18 protein-coding genes are annotated in these 17424 nt (G+C 48.4%); 7 read left to right on the top strand and 11 right to left on the bottom strand.

The features are described 5' to 3' along the window. Positions 1-4: 4 nt before the first annotated feature. Together MKY22_RS06235 and MKY22_RS06230 are read right to left on the bottom strand one after the other, a co-directional pair. Complete coding sequence (locus MKY22_RS06235; protein WP_341087489.1) at positions 5-706, bottom strand: CoA transferase subunit A; 702 nt, start codon at positions 704-706, stop codon at positions 5-7. Positions 707-731: 25 nt separating this feature from the next. Further along, positions 732-2171: a GntP family permease gene (locus MKY22_RS06230; protein WP_341087487.1), complete on the bottom strand. Its 1440-nt coding sequence runs from the start codon at positions 2169-2171 to the stop codon at positions 732-734. A gap of 239 nt (positions 2172-2410) precedes the next feature. Here MKY22_RS06230 and MKY22_RS06225 point away from each other — a divergent pair, with 239 nt between their 5' ends. The 3 genes from MKY22_RS06225 to MKY22_RS06215 are packed head-to-tail and all read left to right on the top strand — an operon-like array spanning position 2411 to position 4167. Next, positions 2411-3526 (top strand): GGDEF domain-containing protein, encoded by a 1116-nt coding sequence (locus tag MKY22_RS06225; RefSeq protein WP_341087485.1) that lies wholly within the window; start codon positions 2411-2413, stop codon positions 3524-3526. A gap of 55 nt (positions 3527-3581) precedes the next feature. After that, entirely contained in the window at positions 3582-3749 is a 168-nt protein-coding gene (locus MKY22_RS06220) for a hypothetical protein (protein ID WP_023467823.1), read from the top strand. Between the two features lie 13 nt (positions 3750-3762). After that, entirely contained in the window at positions 3763-4167 is a 405-nt protein-coding gene (locus MKY22_RS06215; protein ID WP_023467822.1) for a DUF350 domain-containing protein, read from the top strand. A 95-nt stretch (positions 4168-4262) separates the two neighbouring features. Here MKY22_RS06215 and MKY22_RS06210 read toward each other — a convergent pair whose 3' ends face one another. From MKY22_RS06210 to trhA, 5 genes are all read right to left on the bottom strand, one after another. Beyond that, a complete protein-coding gene (locus MKY22_RS06210) occupies positions 4263-5009 on the bottom strand; it encodes a hypothetical protein (protein ID WP_341087481.1) in 747 nt (248 codons plus the stop codon). Between the two features lie 132 nt (positions 5010-5141). Beyond that, positions 5142-5402, bottom strand: coding sequence for a hypothetical protein (locus MKY22_RS06205; RefSeq protein WP_290714896.1), 261 nt, complete (start codon positions 5400-5402; stop codon positions 5142-5144). 20 nt (positions 5403-5422) lie between these two features. Next, positions 5423-6121: a ribose-5-phosphate isomerase RpiA gene (gene rpiA, locus MKY22_RS06200; RefSeq protein ID WP_341087479.1), complete on the bottom strand. Its 699-nt coding sequence runs from the start codon at positions 6119-6121 to the stop codon at positions 5423-5425. Between the two features lie 42 nt (positions 6122-6163). Then, on the bottom strand, positions 6164-7888 hold the full coding sequence (locus tag MKY22_RS06195; protein ID WP_341087478.1) for a M3 family oligoendopeptidase: 1725 nt from the start codon (positions 7886-7888) through the stop codon (positions 6164-6166). Positions 7889-8006: 118 nt separating this feature from the next. Then, complete coding sequence (gene trhA, locus MKY22_RS06190; protein ID WP_023467814.1) at positions 8007-8654, bottom strand: PAQR family membrane homeostasis protein TrhA; 648 nt, start codon at positions 8652-8654, stop codon at positions 8007-8009. 111 nt (positions 8655-8765) lie between these two features. Here trhA and MKY22_RS06185 point away from each other — a divergent pair, with 111 nt between their 5' ends. Further along, positions 8766-9281, top strand: a complete 516-nt coding sequence (locus tag MKY22_RS06185) for a DUF1836 domain-containing protein (RefSeq protein ID WP_290777526.1) — start codon at positions 8766-8768, stop codon at positions 9279-9281. A 54-nt stretch (positions 9282-9335) separates the two neighbouring features. After that, positions 9336-10295 carry a DUF4003 family protein gene (locus tag MKY22_RS06180; protein ID WP_341087475.1) on the top strand — a complete coding sequence of 320 codons (960 nt, stop codon included), beginning with the start codon at positions 9336-9338 and terminating at the stop codon, positions 10293-10295. Between the two features lie 77 nt (positions 10296-10372). Here the strand turns inward: MKY22_RS06180 and MKY22_RS06175 are convergent, their stop codons facing one another. The 4 genes from MKY22_RS06175 to MKY22_RS06160 all read right to left on the bottom strand — a co-directional run bounded on the left by MKY22_RS06175 (position 10373) and on the right by MKY22_RS06160 (position 14651). Beyond that, positions 10373-10651 carry a hypothetical protein gene (locus MKY22_RS06175; RefSeq protein WP_214729544.1) on the bottom strand — a complete coding sequence of 93 codons (279 nt, stop codon included), beginning with the start codon at positions 10649-10651 and terminating at the stop codon, positions 10373-10375. Positions 10652-10712: 61 nt separating this feature from the next. Beyond that, positions 10713-12470 (bottom strand): EAL domain-containing protein, encoded by a 1758-nt coding sequence (locus MKY22_RS06170; protein ID WP_341087473.1) that lies wholly within the window; start codon positions 12468-12470, stop codon positions 10713-10715. A 31-nt stretch (positions 12471-12501) separates the two neighbouring features. Further along, a complete protein-coding gene (locus tag MKY22_RS06165) occupies positions 12502-14136 on the bottom strand; it encodes an ATP-binding protein (RefSeq protein WP_341087472.1) in 1635 nt (544 codons plus the stop codon). Between the two features lie 83 nt (positions 14137-14219). Continuing rightward, positions 14220-14651, bottom strand: a complete 432-nt coding sequence (locus tag MKY22_RS06160; protein ID WP_029341287.1) for a YaiI/YqxD family protein — start codon at positions 14649-14651, stop codon at positions 14220-14222. Between the two features lie 124 nt (positions 14652-14775). Between MKY22_RS06160 and MKY22_RS06155 the strand changes: the two genes are divergently transcribed. Continuing rightward, complete coding sequence (locus tag MKY22_RS06155) at positions 14776-16521, top strand: ABC transporter ATP-binding protein (protein ID WP_214729543.1); 1746 nt, start codon at positions 14776-14778, stop codon at positions 16519-16521. Further along, positions 16518-17399: an NAD(P)-dependent oxidoreductase gene (locus tag MKY22_RS06150; RefSeq protein ID WP_214729541.1), complete on the top strand. Its 882-nt coding sequence runs from the start codon at positions 16518-16520 to the stop codon at positions 17397-17399. Before MKY22_RS06155 ends, MKY22_RS06150 begins: the two co-directional genes overlap by 4 nt. The last annotated feature ends 25 nt before the right edge of the window (positions 17400-17424 follow it).

Raw genomic sequence — 17424 nt, 5'->3', positions numbered from 1 at the left:
CTCCTCAAGCTTCCCGGACAGTCCGGCGTTCGATGCGTTTTTCATAATCCGTTCCGACGACGATGCGCTGGACGTAGACAGCAGGTGTATGAATCTCATTCGGATCGAGTTCACCGACTTCGACCAGTTCTTCGACTTCAACGATCGTTACTTTTCCGGCTGTCGCAACGATCGGATTAAAGTTGCGTGACGTCTTTCGGAAGACGAGATTCCCGAGTCGATCTGATTTCCATGCCTTGACGATCGCAAAATCGCCGACGATTCCTTCTTCCAGCAGATACGTTTTTCCATCGAACTCCTTTTGTTCCTTCCCTTCAGCAATCGGTGTCCCGACGCCTGTTGGTGTATAGAAACCGGGAATGCCAGCTCCACCGGCACGGATACGTTCGGCAAGCGTACCTTGTGGGACGAGATCGACTTCAATCTCGCCACTGAGGTATTGTTGCTCGAACGTCTTGTTTTCCCCGACATACGACGAGATCATCTTCTTGATTTGTCGCGTCTGCAAGAGCAGACCGAGACCGAAGTCATCGACGCCACAGTTATTACTGACGACCGTCAAATCCTTGACGCCCTTCTCTTGCAACGCGGTAATTGATTTTTCCGGGATTCCGCAGAGTCCGAAGCCCCCTACAACTAGCGTCGCCCCGTCAAAGATGTCTGCTGTCGCTTCCGCGAATGATGCGTATACTTTCCCCTGTTTCATCTGATGATGCCCCCTTTAAAAATCCTTAGTACAAACCAGTCAAGCTATACAATCCGATCATCAAGAAGACCGTCACTGTCTTGAGGATCGTAATCATGAAGATGTCCTTATACGACTGACGATGCGTTAGGCCCGTGACGGCAAGTAATGTGATGACGGCACCGTTATGCGGTAACGTATCCATTCCGCCGGACGCCATCGAGATGACGCGGTGCATGACTTCCGGTGGCACGCCGCCTGATGTGATGGCTTGCGTATATTTATCCAACATCGCACTTAACGCGATTCCCATCCCGCCCGATGCGGAACCAGTGACACCGGCAAGCGTCGTCGTCGTGACAGCTCCGTTGACGAGTGAGTTCGTGAACGTCTCTGAAATCCCGCTTGAGACGGACTTGAATCCTGGTAATGCTGCGATGACGCCTCCGAAACCATACTCAGCACCTGTATTCATGACCGCTAAGAGCGCGCCACCGATACTGACATTGAGACCAGCTTGGAAATTCGTCTTGATCTTCGGGAAGTCATACAGCATCGCTGCAAGAATTCCGATCAACAACGCCATTTGCACGGACCAGATTGCAAGAACGGCGGGTGTCTCGATCTTTCCGAATGCTTCTAGACCGATTGCTGAAAAATCAAATCCTTCCGGATACCATTTCGGAATCGACAGGGTGAAGACTTTATTCATGACAGCAACGAGGACGAGTGGCACGAAAGCCAGGACTTGCCGATAGACTGGTTGACGATCTGTTTCGAGTGCCATTTCCGGTTCGTTCTTCAACTCCATCTGCGGTGCGGCACTTGCCGCCGTCGCTTCGAATCCAGCATAACCTTCACCCGCTTGATGCGCTTTTTTCTTGCGTGACTCGAGGTACCACATCCCGACGACTAAGATGAACAAGCCACCAACTGTTCCCATGATCGGGGCAGCGTAGATATCCGTTTTGAAGAACGTCGTTGGGATGACGTTTTGAATCTGCGGTGTTCCTGGTAAAGCATCCATCGTGAACGTGAATGCACCAAGGGCGATGGTTCCCGGGATGAGGCGTTTCGGGATATTCGCTTCGCGGAACAAGTTCGCAGCAAACGGATAAACAGCGAACACGACAACGAACAGGCTGACGCCGCTATATGTAAGAATGGCGCCGAGTAAGACGATGGCAAGAATGGCACGCTTCGCACCAATCATGCGGATGATCGTCTTCGCGATTGACTCTGCGATACCGGACATCTCAACGACTTTTCCGAAAATCGCTCCGAGGAGGAAGACCGGGAAGTATGCTTTGATGAAGCCGACCATCTTTTCCATGAAGATATTCGAGAAGAAAGGTAACACCCAGTCCGGGTTCGTCAGTAAGACAGCGAACAAGGCACAGATTGGTGCAAATAGGATGACCGAAAAACCACGATAGGCAACGAACATCAATAAGGATAAGGCAAGAAGAATGATGACGAGTTCCATAAGTAGATCTCCTTCAAATTTAGTAAGCGCTTTCATATCACTTCTTCATCATTTAACAACGCAGTGTCGAGGAGGTCAATTACATTTCGTAAAACCATAAGTACAGCTTATAGAAATCATAAGTTCACATTATAGACACAATTACATCAGATAGACTATTTTTTCAAGGAACAGGAGTTAGTCCTTTTATGGCGTATGTCTTTTAAGTAACGTACTTTATTTGAAAGGATGGACAGTTCATGAAAAGCATCCTTTTTGACGTCTTGCATAACGTGACGCTATTAATGGCTGGTTTCTATCTGCTCGGAAAATTATCACCGCTTCCGATCACGCGTGACTCCCCGCGGCTGACGCGCGTATTGTACGGTCTTGCTCTAAGTGTCATCACGTTACTACTCATGCAGATGACGATTGAAGCAGCACCTGGCGTCATGGTTGATTTGCGTCATATTCCGGTCGTCGTCGCTGCCTACTTTGGTGGTGCCATCCCGACAACGATCGTGACGATCGCGATCATCATCTATCGCTTCAGTTTGGGAACGAATCTAGCAGCCTTCACCGCATTCGGTTTTATCGTCGCCGTTGCTCTCGGAACGAGTCTGATCGTTCGCGAGATGCCACCCTATGCAAAACGAACATTCACACTCGTGACGATATACGCGACGGCTTTACACGCTCTTGTCTTATGGATTGTCTTACCGAAACAGATTCTTCTACTTGAAGTGATGACAGTCGTCATTCCTGCATCGTTCGTCAGTAGTTGGCTCGCCCTGCTGATCATCCGCGATATTCGGTTGACCAAACAATCATTACGGATGCTTCGTCAGAAAGCGCAACTTGACTTTTTGACGGGATTAAATAATTCACGCGCCTTCAATGAATACTTCACGGATGTCAAACAGCGATTGATCCTGAACAAACAGTCGGTCGTGTTGTTGACGATTGACATTGATCATTTTAAACAGGTCAACGATACGTATGGACATGAGGCGGGCGACGAGGTGCTACGGCAGTTCGCCAATCGACTGCGCGATGGAGTGGCAGAAAGCGGGTATTTATCCCGTAACGGCGGTGAGGAGTTTTCAGTCCTGTTTGAGGGCGTGCCACTCGCTGAAGTGATTCCTTTAGCAGAACAATTGCGTGAACGGATCGCTTCCAGCCCGTTTCGATTGGCTTCGATCGATTTGCCACTTACGGCATCGTTTGGTTTAGCGGCTTTTGATGAAACGACATCTCAAATCGACCAGCTCCTTCCGGATGCGGATGCTGCCCTCTATCAGGCGAAGCAACAAGGTCGGAACCAAGTCGTCCTGTTTTCTCCTAATGCAGAATCTGCCGTCAGCTTTCAAGAATAACGATGGACGTCACCTCTGAAATCCGCTACCTTTAAAGAAGAGGTAGGTGATTGGCATGAAGTTAGCAAAAGGTCCCTATATCCTGATCGGCCTCATATTAGGTCTCTTGTTCGGATTCATTGGTGACAACTTCTATTTGTATGTATCAGCAGGTATTCTTGTCGGAGCACTGCTCGAATTATATGTTGCATACGAACAACGCAAAAAAAATAAAAAATCATGATGGAGGTACCAGCATGACATTCAGTGATTTATTCCTCTCGACTCTCTCGTATATCGGTGTCGCAACCGTACTCCTTGCCATCGGTGTCGTCCTGTTCGAAGTGACGACGAAATCAAAGGAGCTTGAATTAATTCGTAACGGGAAGAAAGCGGCCGTCTACGCCTTCGGTGGACGAATTCTTGGTCTCGCCATCGTCCTGTATTCGAGTATTTCGAACTCTGTCAGCATTCTCGATATGGTGTTATGGGGTGCACTCGCGATCGTCTTACAAATCGTCTTATTCTATCTCGCGGATTTACTAATCCCACGCTTAAGCATGACGAAAGAGATTGATGCGAACAACGAAGCAGTCGGTTTATTGCTCCTCTTCTTATCGATTTCGATCGGTTTGATCATCGCAGGATCACTTACATATTAAGAACAGACCGTACTTCATTTAAAAAGCTCCTACGAAAGAAGAAAATTATTTTCTTTCATAGGAGCTTTTTTATATCCAGTCATGTTTCTATACTCTTATTTAATAGCTGTAAAAGTCTTATCCCATTCCAATAATTTATTGAACTCAGACATCTTAAAGTCCTTCGGAAGATTCGTTACATCGATCCATACCCATGAACGAAATGCTGTAGCCTTCTCATCATCTGCTCCCATCACGATCACCTTTCCAGCCTTCATCGATCCGTCTTTCATTTTCGTCACTAATTTTGCCAAGTCTTTTTTCACCGTGTGTCGCGCTTCCTTATGTACGTTCACCATGATCTGCACATGCCGCATCGATTCTTTATTCAATTCGGTATATTGCAATACATTATTTAGTTTTACGTCATCTATGAATAATTCCGGTGGAGAGTTCACCTCGACACTAATAAAATTGTTTCCGTACACCTCTTTTGCTTCGTTCGTGACTACTTTACGAATATCACGTGACCAAATTTCTTCCCAATATGTATCGTACAATTCATAATCATTATGATACGTTGCATAGAAAGAGACATCATCCTTCTTATCCGGTTCATTCGTATGAAAAATTGCCCCATATTCGCTTATAGTCGCATCGTAACGAGTGTACTCTAGGTCAAATTTCGTTTTATACTCTCGCTCTAAATCTACTTCCAATCGTTTTCCGATTTCTTTTTCTTTGATCGGATTGCCATTCATGATTAAAACGAATGAACCAACGATAACAGCGAAACAAGCGATAATCACAATCCAACCAAACTTCAACCACAAACGCCTCATTCTTCTTAACCACCAATACATACATGTGCCTCCTGCTGAACATTTTTAATTTTCTATGGATTGCGTTCAATTTTTACTACGCTCACAACTAAACGGCTAAAGTCCGTTCAAATCCGGACTTTAACCGTTTTAATTACTTATAGTTGACTGCCACTATTTTTCAAGCTCCTCTAGCTCCGTCCGCGAACGTGGAAAACCATTCGCTTGCCACTCAGCTCGATAGATCGAATCCAGTTTCGTCAATCCGACCTCATCCGGGTCTTTCGCAGCATCTGGACTTGGATCCTGATCGAGATGCGCTAAATAATCACGTAGCGCATCGGTCTGTGTGCCCTGTTCCCGCTTCCTGAACAACAGTAGACTCGCACCGGCAATGACACCTGCTCCGAATAAATACCGTTTTTTCAAGCCCATACGGTTTCCTTCTTTCTTTCTTAAACCAATCCACCACCGTCACGCAGTCGTGGATGTGCGATACGTTTGACCTTTCCCTCATCGACCGTCAGGACATGATCGGGCTGTCGCTCGAAGTAACCGGTCTCGAGTACACCCGACCAACTCTTCACTTCTTTTGCGAATACTCGGACGTCCGAGATGGCTGATAAGTCAACGTCAAGAATCACGTGACCTCCATTTGTAACGAAGGGACGATCGTCTTTCACGCGTAGCGTTGCTGAGACATGCTTATCACGCAACCGTTGCCGCACATACGGTAACGCAAACGGATCCAGTTCGACCGGTAACGGTCCGCTTAAATGATGGACGAACTTCGAAGAATCGGTCAGATAGAGCAATTCCCGACTCATCAGCGCGACGATTTTCTCGCGAAATAGTGCGCCGCCACCACCTTTGATCGTTTGAAATCGTCCGTCTATCTGGTCGATCCCATCGATCGTCACATCGATTTCCATTCCCTCTTCCAAGTCGATCAACGGAATGTGTAACTGTTCCGCGAGTCGGACTGTCGCAAGTGACGTCGCCACACCTTGAATCTGTAGTCCCGCCTGCACAAGTGGACCGAGCGCCTCGATGAACCGTTCCGTCGTCGAACCCGTCCCAAGACCCACTATCATCCCATCATTCACGTAAGTTAGTGCTGCCTCAGCGACTAATTGTTTCTCCTGTTCATACATCCGCATCCCTCCCTACATTTCTGTTCCCGTTTCGATTCGTCTTCAATCGACGGAGAGAGAGGATTCCGTTAATGTCAAGTACTGCTCAATTGCCTGGATGAGCGGTTGCTGGGCTTCCATCCAAAACGCGACAGATGTCGGATCAGCGTCGAGATGACGTTTAACGATCTCATCGATCGTCGCTTGACCGGAATTATGCATGACGGCTTCAAAGACTGCCGAAAATTGATTCGGATCCGCTTGAACCGTCTGATACAGACTATTGCTGAGCAGATAACCGATCGTGTAGGGAATGTTGTAGAACGCAAGATTCGGATTGAACAAGTGACTGATGTACATCCATTTATAGCGCGCCGGTTCAGGCAATACTGGACCATAGGCTAACCGTTCTTCCTCTTGCAGGAGTTCACTTAACCGTTCGGCACTGACCGTCCCTTGCTGACGTTCCGCATAAAAACGTTGCTCGAACCGGAACATCCCGGGAACGATGCTGGCATATTTCAGCCCTTCCCGGATCTTGACTTCAAGCAAAGCAAGCACTTCCTCGCGTTCCGTTGTCTCTTTGATAGCAGCATCGAGCACTAGATTCTCCATGAACGTCGAAGCTGTTTCCGCGATGCTCGTTCCTTTGAGTTGATTTAAATACGGTTCGTCTTGCAGTAAATAATTATGATAGGCGTGACCGAATTCATGCGCGAGCGTCGCAACGTCCGGATAACTGTCGCGATACGTCATGAAAATCCGGCTCTCCTTGGCAATCGGGAATGCGGCACAGAATCCGCCTTCCGCTTTTCTAGGACGATTCTCTGCATCAACCCATCCCTTACTAAACACGTTTTCAGCAAAAGTACCGAGTCGCGGATTCAATCGTTTAAATTGTGTCGTGACGATGGTCTCTGCCATCTCAAACGGAATGTGACGGGCGGAGCGATAGGTGTTCGTCTCAAAATCATGCCATTCTCCCGTCACCCGCTCCGCCTGGGCAATCTTGCGAGCGTAATAGGCGTGAAAGAGGTCGCGGTGTTGATCAAGTGCTTCCATCATCGCTGTTAGGCTCGCTTCCGAGATCCGGTTCTGCTCAAGCAACTCAGTCAATGGTTGCTCCCAGTTCCGCATCTTGTAGGATTGCAATCTAAAGCCGGCAATCCGGTTCAGAATCGTCGCGAAGAGGTCAGCTTCTTGTGCACAAGCAGTGTCAACTGCTGTTGCTGCCGCTAGACGAGTCGAACGGTCAGGTGCGAACATCGCTTCGTGTAGCCCTTGACCGATCGTGACCTGCTTTTTGTCCAAGTCGACGCGTAATGCCATGAAGCGCTGTTTGTAGAGCTGCCCCCAGCCTTGGAACCCGTCCACACCGAGATCCTGCAACAATTTTTCCTGAACCAGTGATGCACGACGGGATTGGATGTCACGGCGTTCGTTCAAGAAAAAGGCGTATGGTGAACCCGTGACGAGCTCCTCCCACTCTTCTTGTGACAGTGCGGCGATCTTCGTATCGAGTGCTGCTGCCTCACTGCGCACCATCGCTTGTACGATTTCAATCTCTTCGAGCAATGGATGGACTTCTGAGCGCGTGACATCTTCAGCGTACAGACAATAAATGAAGTCGCTCCATTCCTCGACGTCGCGCGCGACTTTCTGATAACGCTCGACCTGTTCTGCCACATTTGTCGGACGTTTCGTCAACGCGGCTCGTATCGTAGCGATTCCTGCTTTGACATCGTTAATCGTGTAGAGTTTTTCTAATTGCCATCGTGTGTGTTTCATGCTTTTCCCCCTATGCGTGATCTATTCGTTCTTTCATTCGTGAGGATGCTCGACTTCTCCTGTATTTTCCATCAGACATAAAAAAACTCCTTCAGCCATTGACTGAAGGAGGACATCCTCATAAGACGAAGAAGTAGACACATAGGAAGTGCGCTAAGCTACCCAGTAGTACGAAGATATGAAAAATTTCATGGAATCCAAGATGTTTGAACGATAAGATCCGTGGCTTCAGCCCATAGATGATGCCACCGATCGTATAGAAGATACCACCAAGGAACAACAATCCGATGCCGAGCGGTGATAAGACTTGCGCAAGTGGTGTGATCGCAAATACCATGATCCAGCCCATTCCGATGTAGAGCGTCGTTGATAACCAACGTGGACTGTTGAACCAAACCAATTTAAAGGTGATTCCAGAGACTGCAATCAACATGACGATGCTGAACAAGACCCAACCAGTCGGACCGTTCAAACTGACGAGACAAAAAGGTGCGTAAGACCCGGCAATCAACAGATAAATCATTGAATGATCCAACCGACGCCAGATCGCGATCGCCCGGTCGCTCGCAAGCACCATATGATACGTTGCCGAAACAGCATAAAGCGCCATCATACTGACACCAAAAATAATCGCTGCAACGATCGCAAGTGATGCCCCCCGTTCTAACGATGCCTTGATGACAAGTGCCAGTAACCCGACAAAAGCAAAGACAGCCCCTCCAAGATGCGTTAATCCATTAATCGGTTCTCTCATATAAGCTTTCACTTTCGTTCCTCCCCTGATATGTAGTTTCGAATACTACATGGCGTTATATACGTATTCTATCATATGATGGAGAAGTAGAAAGTCCTATTTTAGCGATTTTGGAGGTTTTTTATGACACATTCTGACGACACGAGACACGATCGTCAATTACGGCTCGAGGATATCCCGAATATCGATCTCTATATGGATCAAGTCATCCAACTGTTCGAGCGGACATTCGAGGAAACGACGCGAAGTGCAGACGAGACGATTTTGACGAAGACGATGATCAACAATTATGCCAAAAAGAAATTATTCTTTCCGGTCACGAATAAAAAGTACACGAAGGAGCACTTGATTCTGATCAGCTTGATCTATCAATTGAAAAGTTCGTTTTCGATCAATGATATCAAGACGATTCTCGCGCCCTTGAACGAAGGGATCGAACAGGATCAACTCGATCTTGAAGGATTTTACCGTGACTATCTCATGTTAGCAGAACAAAATACAGCTCGCTTCGTAACGGAACAAGAAGCTTTGACCGCCTCGACGACCGACCCACTGGAACAGATCTTAGCGATGGCTCATATGAGTAACTTGTACCGGCGCGCAGCAGAACACTTGATAGACACCCAACTGAAAAAATAAGAGAACGCTTTCGCTGCGTGATACACTATACGAAAAGGCAGAGGAGGAACAGTCATGGAGATCGCGACGACTTTCTTGCGACAGCTGGATCACATCGGACCAGAATTCAGAACCTATCAGGATGGCATTCTCATCGAACTGGCATTCGACCGGACGATCGGAACGGAGCAGGTTTCCGCAAGTGTGTTGCTTGAGACAGCAGATGACTTAAAAATACGGTTGCGTACACAAACGACCCAGGCATTATTGCTTGCTTCGAAGATTCATGCCTTTGACGCCCACACACCGAGTCGGATTGCTGAGATGATGTCGATTCATGGCTATTTTAAATCGCATCGCTTGTCGCATCCCTTGAATGCCTACTCTACTGCCCTTTTCATCAGCCGTCTTACTCCACAGGACGCGGTACTTGAACGAACGGTACAATTATACACACGCCTCAAAAAACAACATCGGTTCATCGTGTCACCGCTATTGATCTCTTTCGTCTATTTTCACGCTACGACACGCGGTGAGTTAGACGAACTCGCCTCGCGTATCGAAACGGTCTATCAACGACTCAAACGACGGTTCGGACGCGCTCAACAGACGTATGTCGTCGCCTTGATATTCGCTTTATTGCCTGAAGACGATTGGGATCGCTATATCGCACAAGTGGAGGCATCCCGTAAGATACATCGTAAACACCATGTTCCGCTGTCGTTCCACGGCATGCTTGCGTTACTCGGTGATCCAAACGTTCACGCTTCGTCACTCGAACGGATGGCAGAGGCGTTACGCTCCGATTTACATTTTAAATACCGGAAGGACTTAGTCTATCTGACAGCAATCCGATTGTATTTAAGTCAACAAAAGATCCTGCAACAACTCTTCCCATCTTCGATTCTCCCACCGGACGGCGCTGACGCGATTCCGTTCTTACTCTTCCCTATTGATTTGACCGACACGTCCCATGCGACGGACGGCGGGATCGACGGAGGATTTGATGGTGGTGGTGACGGCGGGGGCGAGTAATCATTCAAGAACAATACAGCAAAAAGGGCAATCGACGCGTGGCATTACTGCCGAACGTCGATTGCCCTTATTTATAGTTATTCTTTATCTTGCTGGTCTTCATCAGACGGCTGGACATCGCCATCTTCATCTGAAGCATGGGACAAATCGGGTGCTTCTTCACTCGAAGCATCGTCATCTGGTCGTTCTGTTTTCTCAGCATCTTGTTCTTGCTCTTGGTGCTTCGATTCTTTTTCCTCTTTTGAAGATTCCGGTACATTCGTATGGTCTTGCGGATCACGCCCCGCAATCTCATCCTTCGTCATACGGTTCCCTGAAGTAATCGGATCCGTCTCTTTATCGTGTTGATTCGCCATTTGGCATCCCCCTTAAAATGTACTTGTTCCACATTTTAAAGTATTCCCGACTGAAGAACGATTAAACCTCGGCGTGCCCGCGAACAATGTCCTCGATGAGTAATTGGTCAATTGGCTGAGGGTGATGTACCTCATAGCCTTGCACATAAAGGTCCTCATCCAGCAGTTGAATCTGTTGGAGTTGAGACGCGGTCTCAACCTCTTGAATCACGAGCGCGATGTTCAGCACAGACGTCAACGAATGAACAGACCGAATCATCGAGCGCTCCAACTGATTTTGGACGAGGCGACGCGTAAAGATTGGATCAAGCTTGACCGTTTGAACAGGTAAACGCAATAACGAATTGAGTGATGCGTAATGACTTCCAAAATGATCGACGGTCAAACGATAGCCCGCTTGACGCAATTGTTCCAACCGGTTGATCGCAAAACGGCGACGTGTCTGCAGTACTTCTTCCCGAATTTCAAGAATGAGTCGTTCATTCGGGAAGTATGACTCCTCTGTCAGTCGGAGCAACTCGGAAAATAGTTGATCTGACTCGAACTGATTCGCCGACAGATTGACGGCGACGGAAATCTTACGTCCAAATGTCTCCTCCAAGCGCCGTTGATCCAGGATTGCCTGACGGATCGTAAATCGACCGATGTCTGGGAAAATCTCCATCTTCTCGGCAATCGGAATAAAATCCGTCGGACTGACGAACCCAAGCACTGGATGATTCCAGCGTAGAAGTGCTTCTACCGCGACATAATGTTCTTGTTTCGCATCGACGATCCATTGGTAATAAAGCTCGAACTGCCCTCGTTTCAGTGCATGCGACAGCTCTGATTCAAGGACCGATGCAAACGGGTGTTGCTCCGCATTTCGGTACGGATTAACGAACGAGGTCCGTCGTTTCCCATCGTGTTTGACCTGTTGCATCAGCGCTTCTGCTGCGTAAATTTGTGTTTGACGGCTTGCCATGTCACCGGTCAGGAGACTGACGCCAGACGAAGCCGTCACGTGAATCGGTTCATCTGCGACACCAACGATCGGTTGCTCAATCGCTTCCGTGACGATACGGGCATATTCTTCTGCATGTTGCTCGAACTCCAGATCCTGTTCGAGTGCTGCTAGGACAACGAATTCATTCCCGTCCATCCGCCCGACGACATGGTTCGGTAAAGGAACATACTTTAACCGGCTCGCGATTTCACGCAGTACTTCATTCCCTGCCCGGTATCCGTGCGCTGCATTGATTGCATGAAAGCGGTCCAGGTTCAACACCATCATGAAAGCGGGATGAATCGTCATACTCGAAATCAATCGCTTCATATACCGTTCGTTGTAGACGTCTGTCAGTGCATCTTTGATGACATAGGTTTCGACGTTGATTGATTTACTGATAATATCCGCGTATCGTTCAACGAGCGCAACATCCTGCTCCTTGAAGTCAAATGGCTGATCGTCAAAGGCACATAACGTTCCGATTTTCTCGTTCTCCGCGTTTTTGATCGCCACCCCTAAAAAGCTACCGTTTCCAAGTGCTTTCGTGACCGGATGATTAACCGTCAATGGATCATTGAGCAATTCATTGATCGAGACCTTCCCATCCGTCTCATCGACGACCAGCTTACAGAGGACATGTTGGAAGACATGGGTCGAGCCTTCTTCGATCAACTGACGGTCTTGGTTGATTGCTTTAACGACAAAATTGCTGTAAGAATCGTTTAATGCAAAAAATAATGTATTGACGCCGATTCGTTCACTCAGTTTTTCAAGAATTTCTTCGACGAGTGGATGCAAAGCTTCATAACGAATGTGTGAGTTATTATTCACCGTGTCTTCCTCCTTTCTGGTTCTGTCGTGGTCATACGTCAACTGGAAGTTGAATGATGAAGGTACTACCTTTTCCTTCCGTCGATTGAACGGAAATCGCTCCTCCATGATCGAGCACGATCATTCGGCAAATCGCGAGCCCTAAGCCCGTTCCACCGATTTTACGTGTATCCGAATTATCGGCTCTATAAAACTTATCAAAAATGTAAGGTAGGGCTTTCTCTGGTATACCGAGCCCTTCGTCCGAAATCTCAATCCGTAATTGATCCGATTGGTTTGACCCTTTGATCCGGATTGCGCCGCCCTCAGGCGAATATTTTATCGCATTCATGATTAGGTTCGTAAACAGTTGCTTCATCTTCTCACTGCTGGCTGATACCGTATAGTCTCCTGATTCGAACTGAACACTGATTCGGTGTGCCTGACTCGCAAGATCAAACATCGGCTTCATCTCGAATGTCAACTGTTTCAAATCAAGGGGTTCTTTTTGCGTGCCCTGCGTCGAATCTTCCCCTTTCTGAATTTCCAGGATATCATTGATCAATTCCGCTAATCGAACGGTTTCCGAATGAATCGTCTGCAAATACCGCTTTTGGCGCTTCGGATCGACTTCTCGTTTCATCAGTAACTCCGTAAAGCCCATGATGGAAGAGAGCGGTGTCCGCAACTCGTGCGATACGATCGAGACGAACTCTGCCTGTTTAAGATCGAGTTCCTTGTCTTTCGTCACGTCGCGTAAGACGAGCATCATTCCCCATTCGACGTTCGCGATCGCAATCCGTTCAGCGTAGGCACTGAGTAATAAGTTCCCACGAAACGCCGAGAGTTCGATTGTTTCTCCCGGAATATCCCCGTTCATTAGTTGACCGATATAGTCATGAAGTGCGTCCGGCTGATCGACATGCTCAAACAGCGACGTCGCCCGTTCATACGCATGACGGAATCCTTGCGCTTGATTGACGAGCTTCGGGGGAAACATGTTCAACAATGCTTGGTTTGCATAAATCTGTTCTCCGCTACTCTCGATATATAGGACAGCTTCCCGAATCGAGTCGAGGAGCTGATACGTCTTGATTTTTTCATGCTCCATCTGATGGAACAACAGATGGCGCTCAAGCGTCATCCCGAGTTTTCGTGATAGATCAAGTAAGTCCCCGACTTGCTCTAGATTGAACTGAGCGAAGGCATGACGAACATAAAGCAATCCGACGACTTGTCCGTTGCTTGGGGACTGGACCGGGATTGCCGACTCGAACTGCTCACTGATTGGCAACTGAACCGATTTACGCATGACGAACGCCCGACGTAAGACCGAATATTGATCGAGATCTTTTTCGATCAGCTCCATCTCGTCGATGCCTTGCGCGACGAAATGATTCAATTGTTCACGACGGTACAAGAGGATGGCACCTTCTTTTACATCGAGCAGTTGCAACAGAATCGTCAGGACGGTCTCACAGGCCGCTTCGACATTTTGTGTCGCTAGCGCTTCCATGATTTCATTACGTTGCTTCAATTTCAGTTCGACTTCCCGTAAATTCTGTTGTAACCGATTGATTTCACGTTGATCGAGTGAAGTGAGTCGTGCCTCAGCTGATGCCGGAACCGTTCCTTGGCGCAATCGGTAAGGACGGTCCTTCGAGTGGTCGCGTAAAATTCGTTTCAACGTGCATCCTCCTTTCTGAATTCATTCCTGTTTCAAATTATAGCATGGTCCTTGCTGTATCAACAGTTCAAGTACATTCTTACTTATATGATGGTGTGCACTAATGCACGAAATGCTTCTTCAAATGCCCGATCCGCATCACGTGTCCGTTTTTTCGGTCCTTTCGTCCGTCCACCGGCTCGTCGGATTTGTTGTCCGACATGCCGTGTATGAAGTAATAAATCAATATTATCGTTCGTGAACTCACGACCGTTTTGGTCCATTGCGAGTCCTCCTCGCGCTAAGACGAGTGCTGCTAAACCGTAGTCTTGGGTCACGACGAGATCGCCACGTTTCATCCGATTGACGATTGCGTAATCGACAGCATCTGGACCTTGTCCGACCGTAATCGTCGTCGCCCCCTCCCGCATCATCTGGTGTGCTGTATCACAAACTAAAAAGACGTCACGTCCCTGTCGGTGTCGAACGACGAGATCGACAACGGGACATCCGTCCGCATCTACGAAAATAGACATCTGCATCCTCCCTTGTTGGTTCCACTATCAGTGTCACAAACCAAAAGATTTCTTGTCAAGTCGCGTTTCCCATTTGACCGTTTCTTCGTTCTTTCGGACAATGGAAAAGAGAGGATGTGTTGAAATGAACGCTGCGACGTTCCAATCTTTTTACCTGTTATTGAAAAAAACGAAACCCCCGGTCGGATTATTATCCGCCGCTGTTTCCGTCTCCGTCATCCAAGCACTGGCTGCCCTCGCCATTCCTTGGTTCTTAAAGACGTTGATTGACGGTTTTACAGTCGATCGACTGACTCCGCATCTGATCAGTTTGTTCGTGATCGTCTTTGTCGTCCAAGTCGTCGCGAATGCTTTATCGATCTATTGGTTACAGATCGTCGGTCAACGAATCGTCGCTAATTTACGGACACTCCTATGGAAACACCTGTTGACCTTATCGATTCCGTTCTATGATGAGACGAAATCTGGTGAGCTTGTCTCCCGACTCAACAGTGACGCTACGACACTCCAGCAATTGCTGTCGGAGCAACTCGTCCGCCTGCTGACATCACTCGTTTCGATCATCGGAGCGATCACGATTCTGTTCTTCCTCGACTGGCAGATGACACTCGTCATGGTCATCGCTGTACCCGTGACGCTACTAATCATCATCCCGCTCGTGCGGAAGTTGCATAAGATATCTCGTGAGACTCAGAAGGAACTCGCGGGATTATCCGGTTTTTTTGCCGAGATGCTCGGTGAAGTCCGACTCGTCAAATCGCAAGCGACTGAATTCTATGAGCTCGACCGTGGGAAAACTCGCATTGAGAATCTTTATGGCTATGGCGTCAAGGAAGGACGAATCCAAGCCCTTTTGTTGCCAATCTTTAACGTCACCTTGACGACGATGTTGATCTTGATCATCGGCTTTGGTGCCTACCGCGTCGCGACGAACCAGATCACAGCAGGTGAACTCGTCGCCTTCTCACTCTATTTGTTCCAAATCATGACGCCACTCGTGACGATGACTGAATTCATCACGAAGTTACAGAAGGCTCGCGGGGCGACAGAGCGAATCATCGAGCTTCTCGATGAGACACCGGAAGCACCTGGAACGCTTGTTGCGCCGCGTCCGTTTACGGACGTCACGGTCGATCACCTATCATTCGGATACAATGAGACGCCCATCCTACAGGATGTCAGCTTTACGTTACCACGCGGCAAGACGACAGCGATCGTCGGTCCGAGTGGATCCGGGAAGACGACATTATTCGCGATACTGGAGCGATTCTATCAACCGACATCCGGACAGATTCGACTCGGAGATCAATCCATCGCTAATTTAACGCTATCGTCTTGGCGCCAAGCGATCGGTTATGTCGCCCAAGACTCCCCTGTTTTATCGGGAACGATCCGTGACAATCTCGTCTATGGTCTTGCGGAAGACGTCAGTGAAGACAAAATTCGTGAGGCTGCACGGATGGCGAATGCCGATACGTTCATTGAACGTTTTCCAGAGGGGTACGCAACTGAAATCGGGGAACGAGGTGTCAAGTTGTCTGGTGGTCAACGCCAACGGATTGCGATCGCACGTGCACTCCTCCGAGACCCGGAAATTCTATTGCTGGATGAAGCCACGTCAAGCCTCGACTCCGAGTCCGAGCGGGTCGTTCAGGAAGCACTCGAGCGATTGATGGTCGGACGGACGACGTTCGTCATCGCTCATCGTCTCGCGACAGTTCGTCATGCCGATCAAATTATCGTTCTTGAAGATGGTCGGATTTCCGGCATCGGGACACATGATCGTCTTGTCGTCGACAATCCATTGTATAATAAGCTCGTAACGCAACAATTCATCGGCACGGAACGTGCAAGGGGGAATCATGTATGAAGACAGTCGGTTTCATCGGATTAGGTGTCATGGGACAAGGCATGGTCCGCAATCTGCGCAAGGCAGGTTTTACAGTCAAAGGATACAATCGTACGAAAGAAAAAGGACTTGTCCTTGAAGCAGATGGTGTCGAAATCGTCGATACGATTCAAGACGTTGTCACGGATGTCGACGTCGTCATCTCGATCGTCGGTTATCCGCAAGACGTCGAGCAAATCTACTTCGAAGACGGAGTCCTCGACTATGCGTCACCCGGAACGATCCTGGTCGATATGACGACATCTAGTCCAGCTCTTGCAGAACGCATCGCGCAGGAAGCGGCAACACGCGGTCTTCAGGCACTGGACGCACCTGTCACAGGTGGTGACCTCGGTGCGAAGAACGGGACACTCGCTATTCTCGTCGGTGGTGAAGAAGCAGCGTTCGCGCAAGCGAAGCCATTATTCGAAGCGATGGGAAAATCGATTTCACTCTTCGGTGGTCCTGGTAAAGGACAATCAGCAAAACTCGCGAACCAAATCGCAATCGCCGGCTCAATGATCGGAACAGCGGAGATGCTGTTGTTCGTCACGCGGTCCGGGATTGATCCGACGCAGTTCATCGAGACGATCAAATCTGGTTCTGCCGGTAGCTGGAGTCTTGAGAACTTGATTCCGCGCGTCATCGCTGAAAACTACTCACCTGGTTTCTTCGTCAAGCACTTCATCAAGGATATGCGCCTTGCGCTCGAACGAGGAGCTGAGATGGGCATCGCGACACCTGGTCTCGCACTCGTCAAAGATCTATATGAAGAGCTTGCAGAGCTCGGTCACGCCGATTCCGGTACACAAGCGCTTTATCTGTTGCTCGCCGAACGTTCACGCGCTTCGGTGGAATAAGCAAAAGCCTGTACGCTACGTCTAC

Origin of the sequence: Exiguobacterium sp. FSL W8-0210 (assembly GCF_038006045.1) — a bacterium.
Lineage (GTDB): Bacteria > Bacillota > Bacilli > Exiguobacteriales > Exiguobacteriaceae > Exiguobacterium_A.
This window is presented reverse-complemented; position numbering and strand designations above follow the sequence as displayed.

Coding starts and splice junctions, on each gene's coding strand:
- MKY22_RS06225 (WP_341087485.1), top strand. CDS start 2,411: ATGAAAAGCATCCTTTTTGACGTCTTGCATAACGTGACGCTATTAATG.
- MKY22_RS06195 (WP_341087478.1), bottom strand. CDS start 7,888: ATGAAACACACACGATGGCAATTAGAAAAACTCTACACGATTAACGAT.
- MKY22_RS06175 (WP_214729544.1), bottom strand. CDS start 10,651: ATGGCGAATCAACACGATAAAGAGACGGATCCGATTACTTCAGGGAAC.
- MKY22_RS06155 (WP_214729543.1), top strand. CDS start 14,776: ATGAACGCTGCGACGTTCCAATCTTTTTACCTGTTATTGAAAAAAACG.
- MKY22_RS06185 (WP_290777526.1), top strand. CDS start 8,766: ATGACACATTCTGACGACACGAGACACGATCGTCAATTACGGCTCGAG.
- MKY22_RS06150 (WP_214729541.1), top strand. CDS start 16,518: ATGAAGACAGTCGGTTTCATCGGATTAGGTGTCATGGGACAAGGCATG.
- rpiA (WP_341087479.1), bottom strand. CDS start 6,121: ATGTATGAACAGGAGAAACAATTAGTCGCTGAGGCAGCACTAACTTAC.
- MKY22_RS06180 (WP_341087475.1), top strand. CDS start 9,336: ATGGAGATCGCGACGACTTTCTTGCGACAGCTGGATCACATCGGACCA.
- MKY22_RS06210 (WP_341087481.1), bottom strand. CDS start 5,009: ATGTATTGGTGGTTAAGAAGAATGAGGCGTTTGTGGTTGAAGTTTGGT.
- MKY22_RS06230 (WP_341087487.1), bottom strand. CDS start 2,171: ATGGAACTCGTCATCATTCTTCTTGCCTTATCCTTATTGATGTTCGTT.
- MKY22_RS06215 (WP_023467822.1), top strand. CDS start 3,763: ATGACATTCAGTGATTTATTCCTCTCGACTCTCTCGTATATCGGTGTC.
- MKY22_RS06160 (WP_029341287.1), bottom strand. CDS start 14,651: ATGTCTATTTTCGTAGATGCGGACGGATGTCCCGTTGTCGATCTCGTC.
- MKY22_RS06220 (WP_023467823.1), top strand. CDS start 3,582: ATGAAGTTAGCAAAAGGTCCCTATATCCTGATCGGCCTCATATTAGGT.
- MKY22_RS06235 (WP_341087489.1), bottom strand. CDS start 706: ATGAAACAGGGGAAAGTATACGCATCATTCGCGGAAGCGACAGCAGAC.
- MKY22_RS06205 (WP_290714896.1), bottom strand. CDS start 5,402: ATGGGCTTGAAAAAACGGTATTTATTCGGAGCAGGTGTCATTGCCGGT.